Genomic DNA, 18,650 nt, shown 5'->3' with positions numbered 1-18,650 from the left:
GAGATTTGTAAAATAGGCTAATATTTTTTTTTATTTATCACTACAGAATCTTATTGCAATTTAAAAAACTAATCAACTAAAAACTAATAATCTAAATAACCATGAAATCAAAATTTAAAAAACTGATGTTTTTAAGCATTACAACAGCTGCTTTACTGGGGTATACATCTTGTAAAAAAGAGACTTACTCTACAACTAAAACAAGTTTAGCAAGTATTTTTGAAGATTACAATAAGAATAACGAAATTAAAAATACAGTTGATACCATAGTTCTTGACAATGATCAAATGTTTGTTGACTGGTCTTGGCAAAAATTTTTATGGTTAACATCAAATACCGAAGATAATGTTCCTGTATTTATGAAAGAATTAAAACAGGTTAATGATTTTGGTGAAGAAATAAAAATAGATTCTTTAAAAAAGAAAGGATTACCATCTTCATACCTAAAAGATGGTAAATTACCATTAATCTTAGATTTGTATCAACAGGCAGACGGAACAAAATTGAGCAGCAAGAGCAATTCTCTCGTAAGATATTCGATACATGCTAATGACGGAATATTAGAGATGTTTAATTCAGCCGATGCATCATCAATTATTAGCCAAGCAGCTGAAATACTAAAAAATGACAGCTTAAAGCGTTCTATCCGTGAGAGTAAAGATCAATATCCGGTTGGTGCTACCGAAATTAAAATAGCTTGGATAAAAACATCTGAAGTAGTAGATTCTACTAAAACTTTTAATATAACTGCAATTGTTAACCAACCTGATAAAAATTTTTACGAAAATTATAATAACGTTGAGCTACAGAGAATGTCTATGATTGGCTTTCATATATTTACCGTTACAGCAGAGCACCCTGAAGGCGTGTGGTCAACTTTTGATCAACGGGATTTAGCACCAGACAGAACAAGTTTTCATGGAGACCCGGTAAATTCTAAATCAGATAATTACACATTATTCGATGGAGGTTCTGCTGGAAATACAGAAGATGGAATTATTCAGGATACAACCACTCTTACTCCAGAAGTTAAAAATAAAGTATTTCAATCCTATCCTGAAGGAGTCAGATACAATCAGGCATCTCAAGGAATGGACGTTATTAAAGAAGATAAAGAGTTTGCTGCAATGATTAAATCCAGTAACGAATTAGCTAAAAAAACCCTTACGAATGATAAAGTTAAAATATGGGCAAACTATAAATTAGTTGGCTCTATATGGTCAAAAACCAATGCTCCAATTAATGAATTGCTGGATGGAGATTTATCAAAACCATATGGTACCGGTAATGGGGAAAGTTTTGGGAGTTTAGATTTAGCAAACATCACTATGGAAACCACATTCCAATCAGGAGGAATGAATTGTTTTATTTGCCACTCGATGAATAATAATTTATACCGGACAAATGCATCAAAAAAAATAAATGTTAAGTCCCCTTTAATCAACTCACATTTATTTGAAAAATATGCAGAATTAAAAGCAGCATTATTAGCAAGTCAGGGAGCATCCAAAACTGACAGTAATAAAAAATTGAATACCAGTACAATAAAATCTTCTAATAGTATAGGTAAAATTAGTAAGTTAAAAAATAGCATAAGGGAATCATCTCGTGAAGAAGCTAGAGAATTACTTAAAAAGTAGTTATAAAACCCTTAAAATACCGGATCGATATCTAATTTTAAAAATTTGCTTTAAACAAGTCCAAAAAAAAGGAAGATACAAATTCGATCCAGTATTTGAGACAAAAGTAGCTCTACAAAAACCATCATGTGTTAAATAACAAATTAATTAAAACTAAAAAAAATGGAAAAAAAATACATATCCGATCTTAAAGCTCAGTTCATAGATACGTACCAAAAAGTTATGATAGAAAATGGTGCAAACCCGGCACCAAGAGCCGTATTCAGAAAACAACACGGTATAGTACATGGAGAATTAAGCTTAACCAATAACTTACCGGTTAAAAAATTAGCAGGTGATCTTGGTTTCTTTGGAATTAAAGATAATTTCAAGTGTGTACTGCGTTTTTCAAGTGATACAGCCCCTACAAAAACAGATGTAAAGTCTACCATCGGTTTGGGTTTAAAGATCTTTGATTTACCGAATAATGCTGAAGGGTTTGGTGGAACAAATACAGATTTTATATTTCAAAATATTGATGTGTTTTTTGCTCAAAATGCACAGCAAATGGTAGAATTCACTCAAATTTCCTCTTCTGGTGATATCAACCAATTAAATGAATATTACAGGGAAAACAAAGAATTGAAACGTATTTTAGACCAAATGGAAAAATACGAAGACAGTTGTTTAACCACTGCTTACTACCCTATCATCCCATTCCGATTAGGCGAAAAACACATGATAAAACTACGGCTTAAACCAGCAGTTGAAGAAAATTTCCCTGTCATTATGAAGCAGCCGGATTATCTCGCTAAAGATTTACAGCAAAAATTATCTACTAATTCTTTCCAGTTTATTCTTGAAGGACAGATCAAAGAGATCGATGAAAAAACAGCAGATAATCTACAATTAAAATGGGATGAAAGTTTTATTGAAATTGGTAGATTAAACCTTCCCAAACAGGATTTGAATCTGATTGGAGTGAAAGAACTTGGTGATCATATCAATTTTAACTGCTGGCGTATAAATTCATTAAATCAACCTCTGGGCAGCATTGCTGAAGCAAGAAGAGATGTTTACAAATATGGTGCAGAAACGAGATACAGTGCGAATGGTTTAGAGTTCAGAGAACCAAAAGGAGAAATCTGCCCTTTTCATGCACAAAACAAAGACCAAAAAACAGTTGATCACGAAATTGTGAGTGCTGCAATATATCCTTCAATAGCCATTATGCGTGTAGGAAACAGTGATGAGTACTATATTGGGCCACAAGTTCCGGAACCCATCATGTCAAATGATCTTTCTTTTTACAGAGATCGAGAAGGTAAAATTAAAAGACAAGCAGCAGAATTCAGAATATATGGTCTGAATATTAAAGGAGAAGTTGTAAAAGAACTTACCCACCCTGATCTTAAAGACAGCGTTGAAATTGATTGGTCGTGCCATTTAGCCAACCAGAAAGCAGCCTGGTATCAATTTAATCTTGCATTAGATATTCCGGAAGCCAATGAAGATGAATATAAATATTCATTTAAAAGAAATTCAGAGATCCTGGATCGTATGAGCCTCGTTATTGATGGAGGGGTAAAAAATATAAATAGCAGATCGATCAACAAATCAGCAAAATTTAAAGCAAAATTTTTAAGAAACACAGAAGTTTATCTTGGAGAAATGTTTTTTGATAAAAAATCACCAAATTCTAAAAGATTACATGTACTTGGAGGTAAAGGTATATCCAAAAGTGTTAAAAATGAAATTGCTTTAGATTTTGCAAATAATGACGGTTGGTATGATGACACTTCTGACGGACCTGTAACAGCAAGTGTAAAATTCAATAATAAGGAAGTTAATGTAAAACCTGCCTGGGTAATTTGTGCACCTCCGGATTATGCTCCTGTGCAACAGTCGGTAAGAACAATGTGGGACCTGATGAGAGATTTATCTGTGAGAGAACTTAATTTGCCTTCTCCACTTAGTCCTTCATTTTCTTATGATATATTTCCCATCTTTAAGAGAATGACAGAACTGCAGTGGGTAAACAAAGGTTTTTTAACCACTTTTGGGTACAATGGAGCTTATAATTTCAATGAAAATATATGGATTGAAAAATTAAGGGATGGAACTATGAATAACTTAGAATTCAGAAGACAAATGTTTAATCAGTTCAGGCAGTTTGATCTCCCCGGTTCTCAATCTCCGGCTTTATGGCCTTGGCTATATGGAGATGCTACGGAAATAGTAGGAAACGGAAGCCCCAGACAGCACAGTACACTCACAGATTTGCAGATCAAAATGTTGCAGCAATGGGTAGATGGTAATTTTATTGATGACTGGGGCACCTATAAAACCAATTATATCAGTCCTAAACCTTTGGATGACTATCCTGTAGAAAAACAAGCTGATTTACTTACAAGAGCTGCTTTAGATTTTTGTTTGGCAGATGCTTTTCATCCAGGTTGCGAAATGACATGGCCGGTAAGAATATCTTCTATGTATGATTCACCTTTTAGATTTAAATTTAATAGAGATAATCTTATTAAAGACAACCTTGATTACGGTCCTTTTATAGATCAAACGCTACTTAATAAAATAGTTAACCCTTTCGGATTTCAAGTTGCAGGCAGTATAACACGCTGGATGGCTATTCCCTGGCAAACAGATACAGCCTCCTGTAAAGACGGATACGACAGTTCGTATGACTCTTATATTCCCACATTTTGGCCGGCACGAGTGCCTAATGAAATTATTACTTACAAGCAATTTAAAGCTTTACAGGAAAAACAGGGAAATCCAGAAGAGCAATTAGAAATATTTAATCAACGTTTTGAGTGGCTGGAAGATTTACCGGGTCATCCTACCATTTATTCTCCATACGAAGAAATTATCAATAAAATGGTTACTCATTTTGATGCTGTAGGCACGGTGTTACCTATGAAATTAGACGAAACGATTACGAATAACAATAACACTAAAGTTCCAGATACGGTACAGGTTGCTTTAACCAGCTCATACACTAAAATTATCAATATCATTTTAAAAGAGACCAGACAAAAGCTGATAGATCATGTCGCAAAAGATAAGGTAATTGAAATAATATCAGATCATGTATTAAATTCTTCTAAATTACAAATTGACGAAGATGTAAAAAAAGAAGCGGAGCATATACTCAATAACTCAGAAGAATTAGAAAATCTACTGTCAAAAGTTCAACAAACAAATAAAGATCTTCAAATAGAATATGTTAAACCAAATCAAAAAATAGTAACTATTCATGAAAGATTTAGAAGGCGTTTTAATGCTTAATAATGAATAACGATTTCGACATTATAATTATTGGAGGAGGCATAGCGGGCTGTATCGCTGCTATGCACCTCCATTTGTTTTACAAAATTTTAGTCATTGAAAAGCCAGAAAACACAAATGTTTTGCATGGGGAAACTTTAGTTGCATCCAGTAGACGTATTTTTAGTGAATTAGGAATTGATATTGATGCAATAATGCAAAATCCATTGATTGGCAAACCAACGATTGGTATGCAGTCATACTGGGGAACCCCTAATCCTATCATGCAAGACAGCATACAGAATCCTGAAGGCCACGGCTGGTCTATTGATAAGAATAATTTTGTAAATGAATTACAAAAAATAACAAGCGAGCGGGGTATTACAATCATTAGAGAAAATATAATCAGTGTTTTAGAAGAACCTCAACAATGGGCTTTAATCACAAAGACAAAGGAGGGTTTTAAAAATAATTATCACGCTAAATTTATCATAGATGCTTCAGGACGCAGAAGTCTGATGGCTCAAAAAATGAACATTAAGCATCTCAAAAAAGATCAACTTATCGGGATTCATGGAAGTATACACATTCCAACGGTAAAAGAACTTTCTACAATCTATACTGTTGAAAATGGATGGTGGTATATTAGCAAACTGCCTAATAATAAACACTTAATTAGTTTCTTTACAGATTCCGATTTATGCGATAAAAAGTTGACAAAAGATGGAGAATTTTTTAAAAATTATTTTTTAGCTGAAAAAGATTTAATTAAAATTTTAGAAATTAAAGAAGAAATATTAGATTATGAATTTTTAGGTACAAAAGCATCACATTCGTCCTATCTAAAATTTCCAGTACAATCGAATTGGATAGCAATTGGAGATGCATGTTTAACCTTTGACCCACTATCCTCTCAAGGAATGTTTAATGCTTTAGCAATGGCTGCCCAATACTCCAAATTGATCATTAAATCGAATGTAGTTCATACCCTATCAGGAAACATTAAAAATGCATTTATAGCAGAATACCATCGTATTGCAGAAAATATCTGGTCTCGTTATGAATATCATCATTATATTTATTACAAGATGGAAAAAAGATGGCCAAACCAATTATTTTGGAATAGACGTCACTTTCTTACATAACCTCAGTTCGGGATAAGGCTCTGTAAAACGCAAAGCTAAACAAAAATAGTAATTGCGTGATTTACTAAGATTTAGGATAGACAAAGGCGTGAAACTTATCAAGGTAATACAAAATTCTTGTATCGCTTTGATAAACGAAGTGGTATTGTTTAACTTGAAAGCATTTCAAAAAGTAGAATTTCTTTGTTTTTCTTTGCGATAAAATAGCATCGTTTTGAAAATCAATTATTTAAAAAATTGTTTATCCCGAACTCAGGTTAAACAAGCATTATTGATGAAATTAAGTGATGAGATTTACTTAAAAATTAAAGTAATATATACTTTTAGTAATGGTCAAACGCTTTGGCAAGAATTTCCTGAACCCTCCAGTTGTCATCTATTGCAACTTTTGTTTCAAGTATATCAAGTGCTTTTTGGATTTTCCACCGATAATTGGCTGAAGAGATAATTGGCCAACATTCTGACCTGATATGCCTCATCATCCAGCAATTCTGTGGCAAATTCAAAATCTATTGAAGCATTTTTTAAGATCGTATCACCAGCCTCAATGATATGTTTGAAACCGTGTTCAATATTTTTTATTTTGTCAATGAGTGCGTTCATTAGCTTTTTATCTATTACACTTGATCCCAAATTTAAAGATATTCTCTTTAAATTTCGACAGGAAGGAAAGGAATATAACTAGAAATTTATTTGATTGGAGATCAGATTTTTTGATTTTGATTTACAGAAAATGCTCTATTTTTACTAAAAATTAATCTCAATGGATTATCAGACATTTGAACCTGGCTCAGACTTAGCGATGCTGATCAAATGCTACTGGACACTGGAAGATTCAAGGCTGCAGACAGCCGGAAAGCAAACCATCATACCTGATGGCTGCATGGAAATGATCTTTCATTACGGCGACCTTTACCGCCAGTATATTGGCGATGGGAATAGCATACTTCAGCCAAGGTGCTTCCTCATTGGTCAGCTCACACGGCTGCTTGAAATAGAACCCACCGGAATAACAGGCATCTTTTCCGTTCGTTTCCATCCCAACGGATTTCTCCCCTTTGCCGACATTTCGATAAAGGAGATGGAAAACACGGCTGTTCCATTGGAAAAACTGTTCGGAAAAGAGGGGTGTGATATTGAGGAAAAGATATTGGGAGCCAATTCCGTAAAGGAAAGGATCTACCTGATTGAAACATTTTTACTGAAAAAACTGACCCGTTTAGAAACCATTGACCACATTGTGAGATCGACCGTTGACACCATTATGACAGGTAACGGACAGCTAAGTATCGAGGAAATCTCAAAACAGACCAAAATACACCGCAGACAACTGGAAAGAAAATTCTCCTTAGCCATTGGTCTAAGTCCCAAACAACTTTCAAAAATCATCCGCCTCCAGGTAGCACTTAAAATAATACTGACCGGAGAAGTAAAAGATCTGACATCATTGGCTTATGACAACAACTTCTACGACCAATCCCATTTCATAAAAGATTTCAGAGATCTGGTAGGCATAACCCCTAAATATTTCTATGGCGGGCATTTGAAAATGACCTCTCTTTTCATTACAGACTGACTTTGTCGCATTTTTACAATTTTTTGTTTTCTGAATCCTGCAACTTTGCATTTAAATTGGTTGATCTGACATTTAAGAATAGCCATCATTCAACTCAGTAAAAAATCAAAAAGATGAAAAGAACAAATATTTCTGTGGTTGCTACCCTCCTGATACTATGCACTTGCACTATAAAAAGAAACAATGGCATCAGCAGAATCGAATGGCTGGTCGGCACTTGGAAGCAAGAAACCTTTAGAGGAAGTATATATGAGACCTGGAGGAATACCGGTAAAAATGAGCTGAGCGGTAAAAGCTATAAGCTTAAAGGTAAGGACACCATAGTTTTTGAAAGCATACGTCTGGTTCAGGACGATGGGCGGTTATTCTATATTCCTTCTGTAAAAGATCAAAATGGAGGTGCTCCCATACGTTTTAAGGAAAGCACAATTTCTGAGACATTGTTGGTCTTTGAAAATAAAGAGCATGATTTTCCACAGGTCATCTCCTATACAAAGATTAGTAAAGATTCTTTGATGGCAGAGATTTCAGGAATCAGGAACGGAAAGGAAGAACGCCGGTATTTTCCTATGCATCGTATCCGGTTGGAAAAATAATGAGATAGTATATCAATTTTAAGATGGATATGATTCATTTGCAAGAATAAGTCTGATATTATTTTTTAAAGATCATTTATAATCCGTTAGCATCATCAAATTTTTTATCATCCAGCTTTTCATTGAAATGTTCTCTTCTTTCCGACCGATGGATCTCCATGCCATACAAAAGCATTCTGCATGATCTCTTCGGCATATTCCTTAGATGAGATCGCCCGCAAGGCGAGAACATACAAAATACAGGAATACTCAGAGTAAAGATATTCAAAGGCAGCAGGATCATTGCTTCTTATTATTTCACACAATCGTTTGTGGTGTTGATCATTCTCTATTTTTTGGTCGTCGGGCATTTTTTAATCATATTTTTAGTCCATGAATTATTCAGCTAATGAACAGTTAATAAAATAGATAAATAAGAGTAAAAAATTATAAATGCCCTAAACAAAATTTCTCACCCACATTATAAATAATTCAGTGGATGTACTAATTTAGCGTCCGGTAAAAGTTAAGCATAAAACCTTAATTTTAACCTATGAAACGAGAGCGAAAAATCTATAATCCTGCTTTTAAGAACAAAAAAACTATCATTTAGCACTTAAATTTTTATGGCAGAACAGTGAATGCTGTCTTTTAAGAAACAAATAAATCAGATTTTGTAGCGTAAATAAAAAAAATTAAGATGATTTTAAGAAAAGACCGCCGGGTTCAGTATACCAAAAAACTACTGAGAGAGGCTTTATTTGATTTGTTGAAAAAAAAAGAATTAAGCCAAATCTCCATCACAGAATTATGTAAAACCGCTGATGTAAATAGAAATTCATTTTACCGGCATTATACGGTTCCTCTGGATATCCTGCTGGAGTTGGAAGAAGAAGTGTTTGAAAAATTATCGGCTGCACTGCGTAAAAGCTACAACATGGATGAAGTGATATTGCTAAGCTGTCAGCTGCTGGAAAATGACAAGGAAATGAGCAAAATAGTTTTCACCAAAGGAGATGGAAGCGGAATCTTATCTCGTATTCTGACCTCTGTACGAAATCACTTTCCGGTAGAAAATCAAATCGAACTGACTCCGGAAACACAACCGTTTGTAGAAATGGCCTACCAATTTGGAGAAAAAGGCAGCATTGCTGTCATCAAAAACTGGGTCGAAAATGATTTTATACACCCTGCCGAAAATGTTGCGCAAATGATTATCTATTTGGTTAATAAACTTAACAAATTATAGGAAAAGTAAGATTTTTATCAAATCATTTTCCTACACTTTGCAAATTATTCCGAAGGAATCAGATAACAAATCGTCCACTTTCCCATGTAGCATAACTAATAGTGAAAATTTTATTTGCACAGTCATTTGAGTATTTACCCTCGGAGATACTGGCTGCCCTATTTATGTAACAGAATTTGCTGCCTGCTAAATAATATGACTCAGTTCGTTTCAAAAATCCTAAATAAAAAACACAAATATCAAACGGGTTTCATCTATTTTTTTATTTTAACTGATTGTATCTGGAACTTTTACCATTACTTCATCTAAAAACTACATTCAGGTGTTTTGTACAATAAAAAACACCTGATCATAGCCATTCGATCATTATTGTAAACATTATATTGATAATTTCTTAATTTAAATTAATAAATATCTTGGTAATTTCAGATAATGGTCTTAGATTTGATTTTAATAACATTCATTATTATGATTTAATTTTGAATGACACACCACATTACCTTTAACTTATTATTATGAAGAAACAAATCGTAATCGTTGCTTCGTTTCTGGGAGCAATCGCTTTAGGAAATAACCATGTTCTGGCACAAAATTCTCAGAACGCCAGCACCTCAGTTAACATTATTTTAGCAGATGTTCTTGCAATGGACGTGGGAACTGCTGCTTCCGGTGGAACTGTTGATTTTAATTATTTGAATACAGCAGACTATAATTCTCAAAAAAATGTGACGGTTCCGAATAGTTTGGTCATCATTTCCTCGAAAAATTTCGATATAAAAGTAAAATCTGAGGGTGCCAATTTTGTAAGTGGTACAAACGTTATTCCGGTAGATATATTACAGGTCAAAGCAATACCTGGCGGAAGTTCAATGGGAACACTGAATGAGGTCACCTTATCGACATCCGATCAGGTTCTGGTAAGTAACGCAGCTTCAGGGGCAAAACAATCCTTAAATATTGCCTATTCTATTTCCGCAGAAAAAGCATCGAAGGTGCTTCTTGGAAAGCCTAAAGGAACTTATACACAAACGGTAACGTATACGGCGACAGCTTTATAATAAAAACAAGCAGTAGTTTTATATAAGCCCTCAACACTTTCTAAGTGTTGAGGGTTTTTCCATTTATAGCGATTGAATTTATACTGTAATTATTTTACTACATGAACTTCCATTTTCCACTACAAAAAAACTTTTATTGCCGCTGTAGATTTGTAGTGTTCAAAGAGAACAACTAAACAGGAATAAAAATTAAATACTACGATCATGAAAAAACAAATAGCAATCGCAGCCTTAACTATCGGAGCCTTCATCTTGGGAACTAACAATTTTCACGCTCAGAATACCACTGCAACCACAACCGTAAATATTACCCTGAACGATGTCATCTCTATTGATACGGGAAGTACTGCCATTGGTAATACGGTTGACTTTAACTATGCTACTGCAGCAGACTATAACTCCGATGAAACAATTACTAAGGCCAACTCTTTAAAAGTGACTTCAACGAAGAATTTTAATGTAAAAGTAAAAGCAGGAGGTGCGAATTTCATGAACGGAACCAACTTAATTCCTGTCAATGTTCTGATCATCAAGGCATCTACAGCTCCCGGAACCATGGGAGGCACAAAAAACGCTGTTGTTTTATCTGCTACTGATCAGACTTTAGTATCAAACGCTCCGCTTGGAAGCGCATTAACTCTTAATCTGGACTACACTATTCCAGCGGCAAAATCGTCATCTTCTGATATCTTAGGTAAACCGGCCGGAACGTATACTCAAACAGTTACGTATACTGCAACTGCTTTATAATAAAAACACAGAAATTATATATATGCCCTCAACACTTTATAGTGTTGAGGGTTTTTCTATTTAAACCGAATAAATAATCCTGTAGTGATTTTACTACACAAACTTCCATTTTCCACTACAAAAAAACTTTTATTGCCGCTGTAGATTTGTAGTGTTCAAAGAGAACAACTAAACAGGAATAAAAATTAAATACTACGATCATGACAAAACAAATAGCAATCGCAGCCTTAACTATCGTAGCCTTCATCTTGGGAACTAACAATGTTCACGCTCAGAATACCACTGCAACCACAACCGTAAACATTACCCTGAACGATGTCATCTCTATTGATACGGGAAGTACTGCCATTGGTAATACGGTTGACTTTAACTATGCTACTGCAGCAGACTATAACTCCGATGAAACAATTACTAAGGCCAACTCTTTAAAAGTGACTTCAACGAAGAATTTTAATGTAAAAGTAAAAGCAGGAGGTGCGAATTTCATGAACGGAACCAACTTAATTCCTGTCAATGTTCTGATCATCAAGGCATCTACAGCTCCCGGAACCATGGGAGGCACAAAAAACGCTGTTGTTTTATCTGCTACTGATCAGACTTTAGTATCAAACGCTCCGCTTGGAAGCGCATTAACTCTTAATCTGGACTACACTATTCCAGCGGCAAAATCATCATCTTCTGATATCTTAGGTAAACCGGCCGGAACGTATACTCAAACAGTTACGTATACTGCAACTGCTTTATAATAAAAACACAGAAATTATATATATATGCCCTCAACACTTTCTAAGTGTTGAGGGTTTTTCTATTTAAACCGAATAAATATCATGTAGTGATTTTACTACACGAACTTCCATTTTCCACTACAAAAAAACTTTTATTGCCGCTGTAGATTTGTAGTGTTCAAAAGAGAACAATTAAACAGGAATAAAAATTAAATACTACGATCATGACAAAACAAATTGCAATCGCAGCCTTAACTATCGGAGCCTTCATCTTGGGAACTAACAATGTTCACGCTCAGAATACTACTGCAACCACAACCGTAAACATTACCCTGAACGATGTCATCTCTATTGATACGGGAAGTACTGCCATTGGTAATACGGTTGACTTTAACTATGCTACTGCAGCTGATTATAATTCTGATCAGACAATTACTAAAGCCAACTCTTTAAAGGTGACTTCAACGAAGAACTTTAATGTTAAGGTAAAAGCAGGCGGTGCGAATTTCATGAACGGAACCAACTTAATCCCTGTGAATGTTCTGACCATCAAAGCCGCTACAGCTGCCGGAACCATGGGAGGAACAAAAAGTGCGGTTGTTCTATCTGCTACTGATCAGACTTTAGTATCAAATGCTCCGCTTGGAAGCGCATTAACTCTTAATCTGGATTACACAATTCCAGCGGCGAAATCATCGTCTTCCGATATCTTAGGTAAACCGGCCGGAACATATACGCAAACGGTTACGTATACCGCAACTGCTTTATAACAAAAACACAGAAATTATATATAAGCCCACAACACTTATAAAGTATTGAGGGCTTTTCTATTTAAACCAAATGAGTAATTCTGTAGTTATTTTACTACAAGAGCTTCCATTTTCCACTACAAAGAAACTTTTACATACGCTGTAGATTTGTAGTGTTCAAAAAAGAACAATTAAACAGGAATAAAAATCAAAAATAATACGATCATGACAAAACAAATTGCAATCGCAGCCTTAACTATCGGAGCCTTCATCTTGGGAACTAACAATGTTCACGCTCAGAATACTACCGCAACCACAACCGCAAGCATTACCCTGAACGATGTAATCTCTATTGATGCAGGAAGTAGTGCAATCAGCGGCGCAGTTGCCTTTAACTATGTTACTGCAGCGGATTATAATTCTGAAAAAACAGTGGCTCAGGCCAACGCTTTGAAAATTACTTCAACAAAAAGTTTTAATGTAAAAGTAAAAGCAGGGGGTGCGAATTTCATCAACGGAACCAATTTGATCCCTGTCAATGTTTTGACCATCAAACCTTCCACAGCTGCCGGATCTATGGGCGGAACAAAAAGCACTGTTGTTTTATCTGCAACCGATCAGACTTTAGTATCAAATGCTCCGCTTGGAAGCGCATTAACTCTTAATCTGGACTACACTATTCCAGCGGCAAAATCATCATCTTCGGATATTTTAGGTAAACCGGCCGGAACTTACACGCAAACAGTAACTTATACCGCAACTGCTTTATAATAATTTTTTTTAGTTTGAAAGGTTCCTTTTGTTACGTTTTCAGTAGTTTTGGGAATCTTTTATTTTTAAATAATTTACACCATGCACAAGCTTATTTACCTTTTCGTTTTCCTGATCCTTACAGGGTCTTCTTCAGTTCTGGCACAAAGTATCTCTATGTCGCCGACACGTTTGTTTTTTACCGGTAATCCGGGAGAAAAAGTGACACAGACCGTAACGCTTCAAAACAGTTCGGATAAGGATTATGTATTTAACCTCAACTACAAAGACTGGGTAAGGGAAGAAGACGGAAATAAGGTCTATCTTGATGCAGGCAGTTCAAAAACTTCCAATGCCTCCTGGATATCCACGTTAGAAAACTCTGTAACAGTTCCTGCGAAAAGTACAAAGGAGATTGTAGTAACCATGCAGATTCCGGCAAACGCATCAAAGTCAACCGTTACCAACAGCATGTTGTTTTTTACCCAAATTCCCCAGCAGGCAGATAAGGCACGTATTCAGAACGGCATTGGTATTATCACCTTATTTGAGGTGGGACTTCATATCTTTTATACTCCATCGGGTAACCTTACAAAAAGCCTGGACATTACCAATATTTCAGAGGTGAATAATGAAAATGCAGCAAACAGAAAAGTTGCAGTAAGCATCCATAATGATGGAAACACCATCAATGATGCCACCGTTTCGTTTGAATTAACCGATACAGACAGTGGTAAGGAAATAAAATTACCCGCCATTTCCATCTCGATGCTTCCGGACAGCAATCAGGTTGTTCAGTTTTCTTTACCGGAGAACATTTCAGGGAACTTCCTTGGCGTGGCTATTATCAAAATGGCAGAATCAAATGATATACGCGTAGGCGAGAAAAACTTTAAATTTTAAAATTAAGTCTTGAAACCACAGAATGGAATATCGACATCAATCCTAAGAAGAACAATCTTATTTTTCGCATTTGTTCTTCTGCACTTTTCGTTGGCCTCTGCGCAGGAAAAGAAGGATATCCAAATCCATTTTGAAAATGACAGGGTCGCTGTTGAGAAAGGATCTACGTTTACTGATTTCCTGGTCATTGAGAATAAAAGTTCCGAAGAGATTACCATTCAGAATATCATCCCTGCAGAAACATATCCGGGATTGCTTTTCTATCCGAAAAATGAATTTACCTTGGGTGCGGGTCAGTCTAAAAATCTTCCTGTGAAACTGATCGCTAACGTGGATTTTATGAAACTGAGATCGAATGAGATCAAATTTCAGGTTTCATACACTACCCCAACGGTCACCAGAACTGAAAGCGCCTCGTTCTTCGTCGACAAAGACGAGAACAAAAACATTGCAATCTATACGGAAACCTACGAAAATTTCATTAATCCTGCTGCCCCCGAATCCTCAATTCTGCTGATTGTAGAAAACCAGGGTTACAGTAAACGAACCGTTAAAATTGATTTGCAGTCAATTCCAGATGGTTTGGAGATGATGCCCAAACAACAGAACGTATCTCTGGAAGCTTTGGAAAAACAAACGGTTGAGATCAAAATCAGGGTCAGAAAACAGAATACGGTTTATCCTGAATTTAATATCAATGCAACCGCCACAGACCTGCTTACTAATGAAATCGCAGGAAGCAACACGCTCTACCTGGTTATTTTATCGCATAACAGGCAAATTGCCCGTGGAAATGAATCGGTGAGCGGAAGTAATTTTGCGGAAATGAGCTATAATGAAAACAGTTCAGGTTTTAATTTTCTCCAATTGAGGGGAAACACCGCATTCAGGGTGACTGAAAATTTGAAATCGCGCATTAATATAGGTGCTGATTACTATCTTGAAGACGGCCGTTATAATGTGTATGATACTTGGCTGGAACTTGAGAGAAAAAATACCGTATTACGATTGGGAAATATTAACAGTGTTGATTATGATTACCCGGTTTTTGGAAGAGGAGGTAAAGTTTCTACCAAATTTGGCGAAAATAATCAGATTGAAATTCTTGCACTTGAAAATAACTATAACCTGTACGGTACTTATTTCCAACAGACAGAAGGATCTACCATAGCCGGCGCTAAATATGGTTTTGGAAATGCTAAATCTTTCACTGGGAAAGTGTCCTATCTATTCGATCATGATCCGCGCTTTAACATAAACACACAGGTGGTAAACGCAGTAACATCACTTTTAATTAACGACAAACATATCATCCGGACAGAGCTGGGCCTGAGCAGCGAAAAAGGTCTTTCAAACAGAGATGAAAACGCAGGAGCTCTGATGGGAGCCAATTACGAGGGAAAAATAGGGAAATGGGATATACAGTCTGTTAATTCCTTTGCCACCAAAAGTTATGCAGGGATCAAACGGGGATCTTTTATCTCAAATCAGCGGATCAGCCGCCAATTTTCGCCTTCACAGCGTGCTTTTATACAATATCTGAATTCGCAGGTAGACCCCGAATTCCTGAGTTTCCAGAACGCACCCATTCAACCGGGGAATACGGCTAATCTGCGTTATTATTTCAACAGTACAGAAGCTTTGGGATCAGGTTACCTGTTTTCTCTGAGAAAGTGGAATTTTCTGCTGGCTCCAAAGGTTGAAAGGCAAAAAACAGCCAATTTTTATACCTTACAGGAACTTTTTTCTTACCGGATGGAGGCTAACATCAGCACCACATTGGGTGCCCACGGACTGAACCTGATGGCGGAATATTCTTATTCAAAAGAGGACAGTATGCCAGACTGGTTTAACAGCCTGAAAGCAACTTTGTCTTACAGGTATAAATCTTTCTCACTTAACGGAACAGCCCAATGGAACGCAGCCAATGTCTTTGATTTAACTTCTTATTACAATACAGACCGTAATTTCGCCAACTACAATGTGTATGCCTCATATAATTTCCAGATGCTTAATAATAATCTGACCGGATCATTTTCAGCCGGAACTTTCTATTCGGAACTTTATAAAAACTTAAACAGCAATGTAACCGGTAATGTGGAATATAAAGTTTCGCCTTCCTGGGCGACCACAGGTTATTTTAATTTTTCCGGTTATAGATCTACAGCTGCTTATGCAAGCAGTGGCAGTTATTACCAGTTCAGAGTAGGGATTAAAAAATATTTTACTGCAGCTACGGCTCTTGGAAACCATAAAGTGACATTCCAGTTATTTGAAGACAAAAATTTTAATGGGCTTTTGGAGACCGGTGAATCTGCACTTGCCAATGAAATAGTGAAACTGGACAGTTTTGTTGCATTGACAGATAAAAACGGAAAAGTAGTTTTTCAGAATGTTCCTGAAGGTATTTACACCCTGAAGGTGAACGAAAGTGCGGGCGCCAGACTGATGATGGATCCTGTAATAATGGTAGATAATAATATCAACCGCAAAGTAGGCCTGGTAAAAAATATCAGGGTCAGTGGGAAATTAACGGAAATCAAACAGGCCTATGATATTGTGGAAACGGATGTAACCGGAATCGTGGTGTATGCAAAAAGTGAAGATGGCATGATCTATACCGCTGTAGTTAACCAAAAAAATGAGTTTGAGTTTTTCCTGAAAGATGGAAAATACGATCTCTATATTGAAAATGACAAATACAGCTATACACAACCCACCCAAACTGTTAAGGTAACAAAAGAAGGTCATTCAGAAACTGTAGTTTTTGAATATAAGAAGAAAGACACTATCATTAAGGTGAAAAAGTTTTAAATTTAGAAGTATGAAAAAGATGAAGGCTTTTTTAATAGGAATTTTTACTATGTTCTGCGGGTTGACAGTCACGAAAGCTCAGGATGTGTATCTCCAGATTCCTGAAAATAATATTTTTAACAGGAGTGAATTTACTTCAGTGCCTACAAGGGTAATGGTGAACGCCAACAGAACAAACTGGGATTATGCCTTTTTTGGATTTGCGCCTGTAGCTCCAACATTTACCTCTGTATCCGGACCAACTTTCACGCATTCTTCTTCCTCATCCACTTTACCCAACTCCACTCTTCTGTGGCAGTTAGAAAGTATGGGCGGACAGCTGCCCTCTAACGGATATTCCGGGTTTTTACCGGGTTTTCAGTCGTTCAGTACAAGCGCTGTAAAATGGTTTGAACCGCCAGGGTCTGTTATTTTCGGAGGAGGATTCAACCGGGGAAATATCAATTTTACATTTAAAATACCGGCATCTCAGTTTACAGCCAATGCCTATCGGGCAGGGAACTATTCTATGGATATTCTTCAGAATTATAATGATTTCACTCCTCGTAATTTTAAAACAGTTTTAGTCATTCCCCAATCCATCAGATGGATCACAACATCTTTAACAAAATACATTGAAATATCTTCCCTGAATGATTACCGAATCACAGGCACACGGACATTTAGTTTGGAAAATGCGGAAATCGCACATACAGTCGATTTTAATTTATGGGCGAAAGCTGCTGCCCCAAATATTCAGTTCACTTCTTCCAAAGGTGTTCCGGGCACCAGAAATATAGGAAGCGTTAAATTGGGCAGCAACGGATCTACCCTGATGACCAAAGCCTTAACTTCTGATTTTCAGAATTTTTCTGCTGCTAATTTCAGTGTCGTAGCGGGAAACAGAAACAACTTCCTTCCAGAGCTTTATGTGTCTGCGGAAGATTTTAAAAACCTTTTTTTCGAAGCCGGAACTTATACGTTTGAATTGAACCTCAATGCCAGAAGTACAGATAACTCAATTAACAATTTGCAGAATACGGCTGTTCAGTTAAAGGTGCTACCCCTGTCGGAGATTACCATCCCCGGTTCCGGACGAAATGTAAACTTCAATTTTAATACAGCAGCACAGTACAACAATGGTCAGTCACAAATGATCCCAAACCAAATTATACTGTCCAATAATGAAAGTTTTGAGCTGTATGTAAAATCAGACGAAAATTATTTCAAGAAAGGCGGACTTCAGACCGACATCAATTCCAATATTTTACAGATTGGCATAGATGGAAGTTCTGTAAATGCTCCCTTATCCAAAACTCCCCAAAAAATACTCTTTAACGGAACACCGGTTTTGGACCGGGGCCTGAACGTACGGTATACAATACCATCTGCAGGTGCCCAAAGTCTGGTAGGGAAGGAAAACACCACCTACTCTATCAATGTTTATTACAGCTTTACGGCAATCTAACAATACTC

At 36.2% G+C, this 18,650-nt stretch carries 16 protein-coding genes; 14 read left to right on the top strand and 2 right to left on the bottom strand.

Annotation, left to right across the window (positions count from 1 at the left end; translation table 11 throughout):
• The first annotated feature begins 101 nt into the window (after window positions 1–101).
• The 3 genes from AC2A07_RS04860 (at window position 102) to AC2A07_RS04850 (ending at window position 6,046) form a co-directional block, all read left to right on the top strand.
• Window positions 102–1,640 carry a hypothetical protein gene (locus AC2A07_RS04860; protein ID WP_484049469.1) on the top strand — a complete coding sequence of 513 codons (1,539 nt, stop codon included), beginning with the start codon at window positions 102–104 and terminating at the stop codon, window positions 1,638–1,640.
• Window positions 1,641–1,802: 162 nt separating this feature from the next.
• Window positions 1,803–4,922 (top strand): LodA/GoxA family CTQ-dependent oxidase, encoded by a 3,120-nt coding sequence (locus AC2A07_RS04855; RefSeq protein ID WP_484049468.1) that lies wholly within the window; start codon window positions 1,803–1,805, stop codon window positions 4,920–4,922.
• Between the two features lie 2 nt (window positions 4,923–4,924).
• Complete coding sequence (locus AC2A07_RS04850; RefSeq protein WP_484049467.1) at window positions 4,925–6,046, top strand: NAD(P)/FAD-dependent oxidoreductase; 1,122 nt, start codon at window positions 4,925–4,927, stop codon at window positions 6,044–6,046.
• 402 nt (window positions 6,047–6,448) lie between these two features.
• Here the strand turns inward: AC2A07_RS04850 and AC2A07_RS04845 are convergent, their stop codons facing one another.
• The gene (locus tag AC2A07_RS04845) at window positions 6,449–6,649 is read right to left on the bottom strand and encodes a hypothetical protein (RefSeq protein ID WP_484049466.1); all 201 of its coding nucleotides are present in this window, start codon (window positions 6,647–6,649) and stop codon (window positions 6,449–6,451) included.
• Between the two features lie 160 nt (window positions 6,650–6,809).
• Here AC2A07_RS04845 and AC2A07_RS04840 point away from each other — a divergent pair, with 160 nt between their 5' ends.
• Together AC2A07_RS04840 and AC2A07_RS04835 are read left to right on the top strand one after the other, a co-directional pair.
• The gene (locus AC2A07_RS04840) at window positions 6,810–7,622 is read left to right on the top strand and encodes a DUF6597 domain-containing transcriptional factor (RefSeq protein WP_484049465.1); all 813 of its coding nucleotides are present in this window, start codon (window positions 6,810–6,812) and stop codon (window positions 7,620–7,622) included.
• A gap of 113 nt (window positions 7,623–7,735) precedes the next feature.
• Window positions 7,736–8,218 carry a DUF6265 family protein gene (locus AC2A07_RS04835; protein WP_484049464.1) on the top strand — a complete coding sequence of 161 codons (483 nt, stop codon included), beginning with the start codon at window positions 7,736–7,738 and terminating at the stop codon, window positions 8,216–8,218.
• A gap of 119 nt (window positions 8,219–8,337) precedes the next feature.
• On the opposite strand, the gene AC2A07_RS04830 is transcribed toward AC2A07_RS04835, so the two are convergent.
• Window positions 8,338–8,568 (bottom strand): RNA polymerase sigma factor, encoded by a 231-nt coding sequence (locus tag AC2A07_RS04830; RefSeq protein WP_484049463.1) that lies wholly within the window; start codon window positions 8,566–8,568, stop codon window positions 8,338–8,340.
• Between the two features lie 329 nt (window positions 8,569–8,897).
• Between AC2A07_RS04830 and AC2A07_RS04825 the strand changes: the two genes are divergently transcribed.
• The 9 genes from AC2A07_RS04825 (at window position 8,898) to AC2A07_RS04785 (ending at window position 18,642) form a co-directional block, all read left to right on the top strand.
• The gene (locus AC2A07_RS04825; protein WP_484049462.1) at window positions 8,898–9,446 is read left to right on the top strand and encodes a TetR/AcrR family transcriptional regulator; all 549 of its coding nucleotides are present in this window, start codon (window positions 8,898–8,900) and stop codon (window positions 9,444–9,446) included.
• Window positions 9,447–9,961: 515 nt separating this feature from the next.
• Entirely contained in the window at window positions 9,962–10,504 is a 543-nt protein-coding gene (locus AC2A07_RS04820; RefSeq protein ID WP_484049461.1) for a peptidoglycan-binding protein LysM, read from the top strand.
• Between the two features lie 204 nt (window positions 10,505–10,708).
• Window positions 10,709–11,254, top strand: a complete 546-nt coding sequence (locus tag AC2A07_RS04815) for a peptidoglycan-binding protein LysM (RefSeq protein WP_484049460.1) — start codon at window positions 10,709–10,711, stop codon at window positions 11,252–11,254.
• A gap of 200 nt (window positions 11,255–11,454) precedes the next feature.
• A complete protein-coding gene (locus tag AC2A07_RS04810; RefSeq protein WP_484049459.1) occupies window positions 11,455–12,000 on the top strand; it encodes a peptidoglycan-binding protein LysM in 546 nt (181 codons plus the stop codon).
• Between the two features lie 203 nt (window positions 12,001–12,203).
• Entirely contained in the window at window positions 12,204–12,749 is a 546-nt protein-coding gene (locus AC2A07_RS04805; RefSeq protein WP_484049458.1) for a peptidoglycan-binding protein LysM, read from the top strand.
• 204 nt (window positions 12,750–12,953) lie between these two features.
• The gene (locus tag AC2A07_RS04800; RefSeq protein ID WP_484049457.1) at window positions 12,954–13,499 is read left to right on the top strand and encodes a peptidoglycan-binding protein LysM; all 546 of its coding nucleotides are present in this window, start codon (window positions 12,954–12,956) and stop codon (window positions 13,497–13,499) included.
• Window positions 13,500–13,580: 81 nt separating this feature from the next.
• Window positions 13,581–14,381 (top strand): fimbrial biogenesis chaperone, encoded by an 801-nt coding sequence (locus tag AC2A07_RS04795; protein WP_484049456.1) that lies wholly within the window; start codon window positions 13,581–13,583, stop codon window positions 14,379–14,381.
• Window positions 14,382–14,390: 9 nt separating this feature from the next.
• Entirely contained in the window at window positions 14,391–17,195 is a 2,805-nt protein-coding gene (locus AC2A07_RS04790; protein ID WP_484049455.1) for a COG1470 family protein, read from the top strand.
• 10 nt (window positions 17,196–17,205) lie between these two features.
• The gene (locus AC2A07_RS04785) at window positions 17,206–18,642 is read left to right on the top strand and encodes a hypothetical protein (protein WP_484049454.1); all 1,437 of its coding nucleotides are present in this window, start codon (window positions 17,206–17,208) and stop codon (window positions 18,640–18,642) included.
• Window positions 18,643–18,650: the final 8 nt, after the last annotated feature.

The organism is Chryseobacterium sp. HNCC26DJ238 (assembly GCF_057180465.1).
This window is presented reverse-complemented; position numbering and strand designations above follow the sequence as displayed.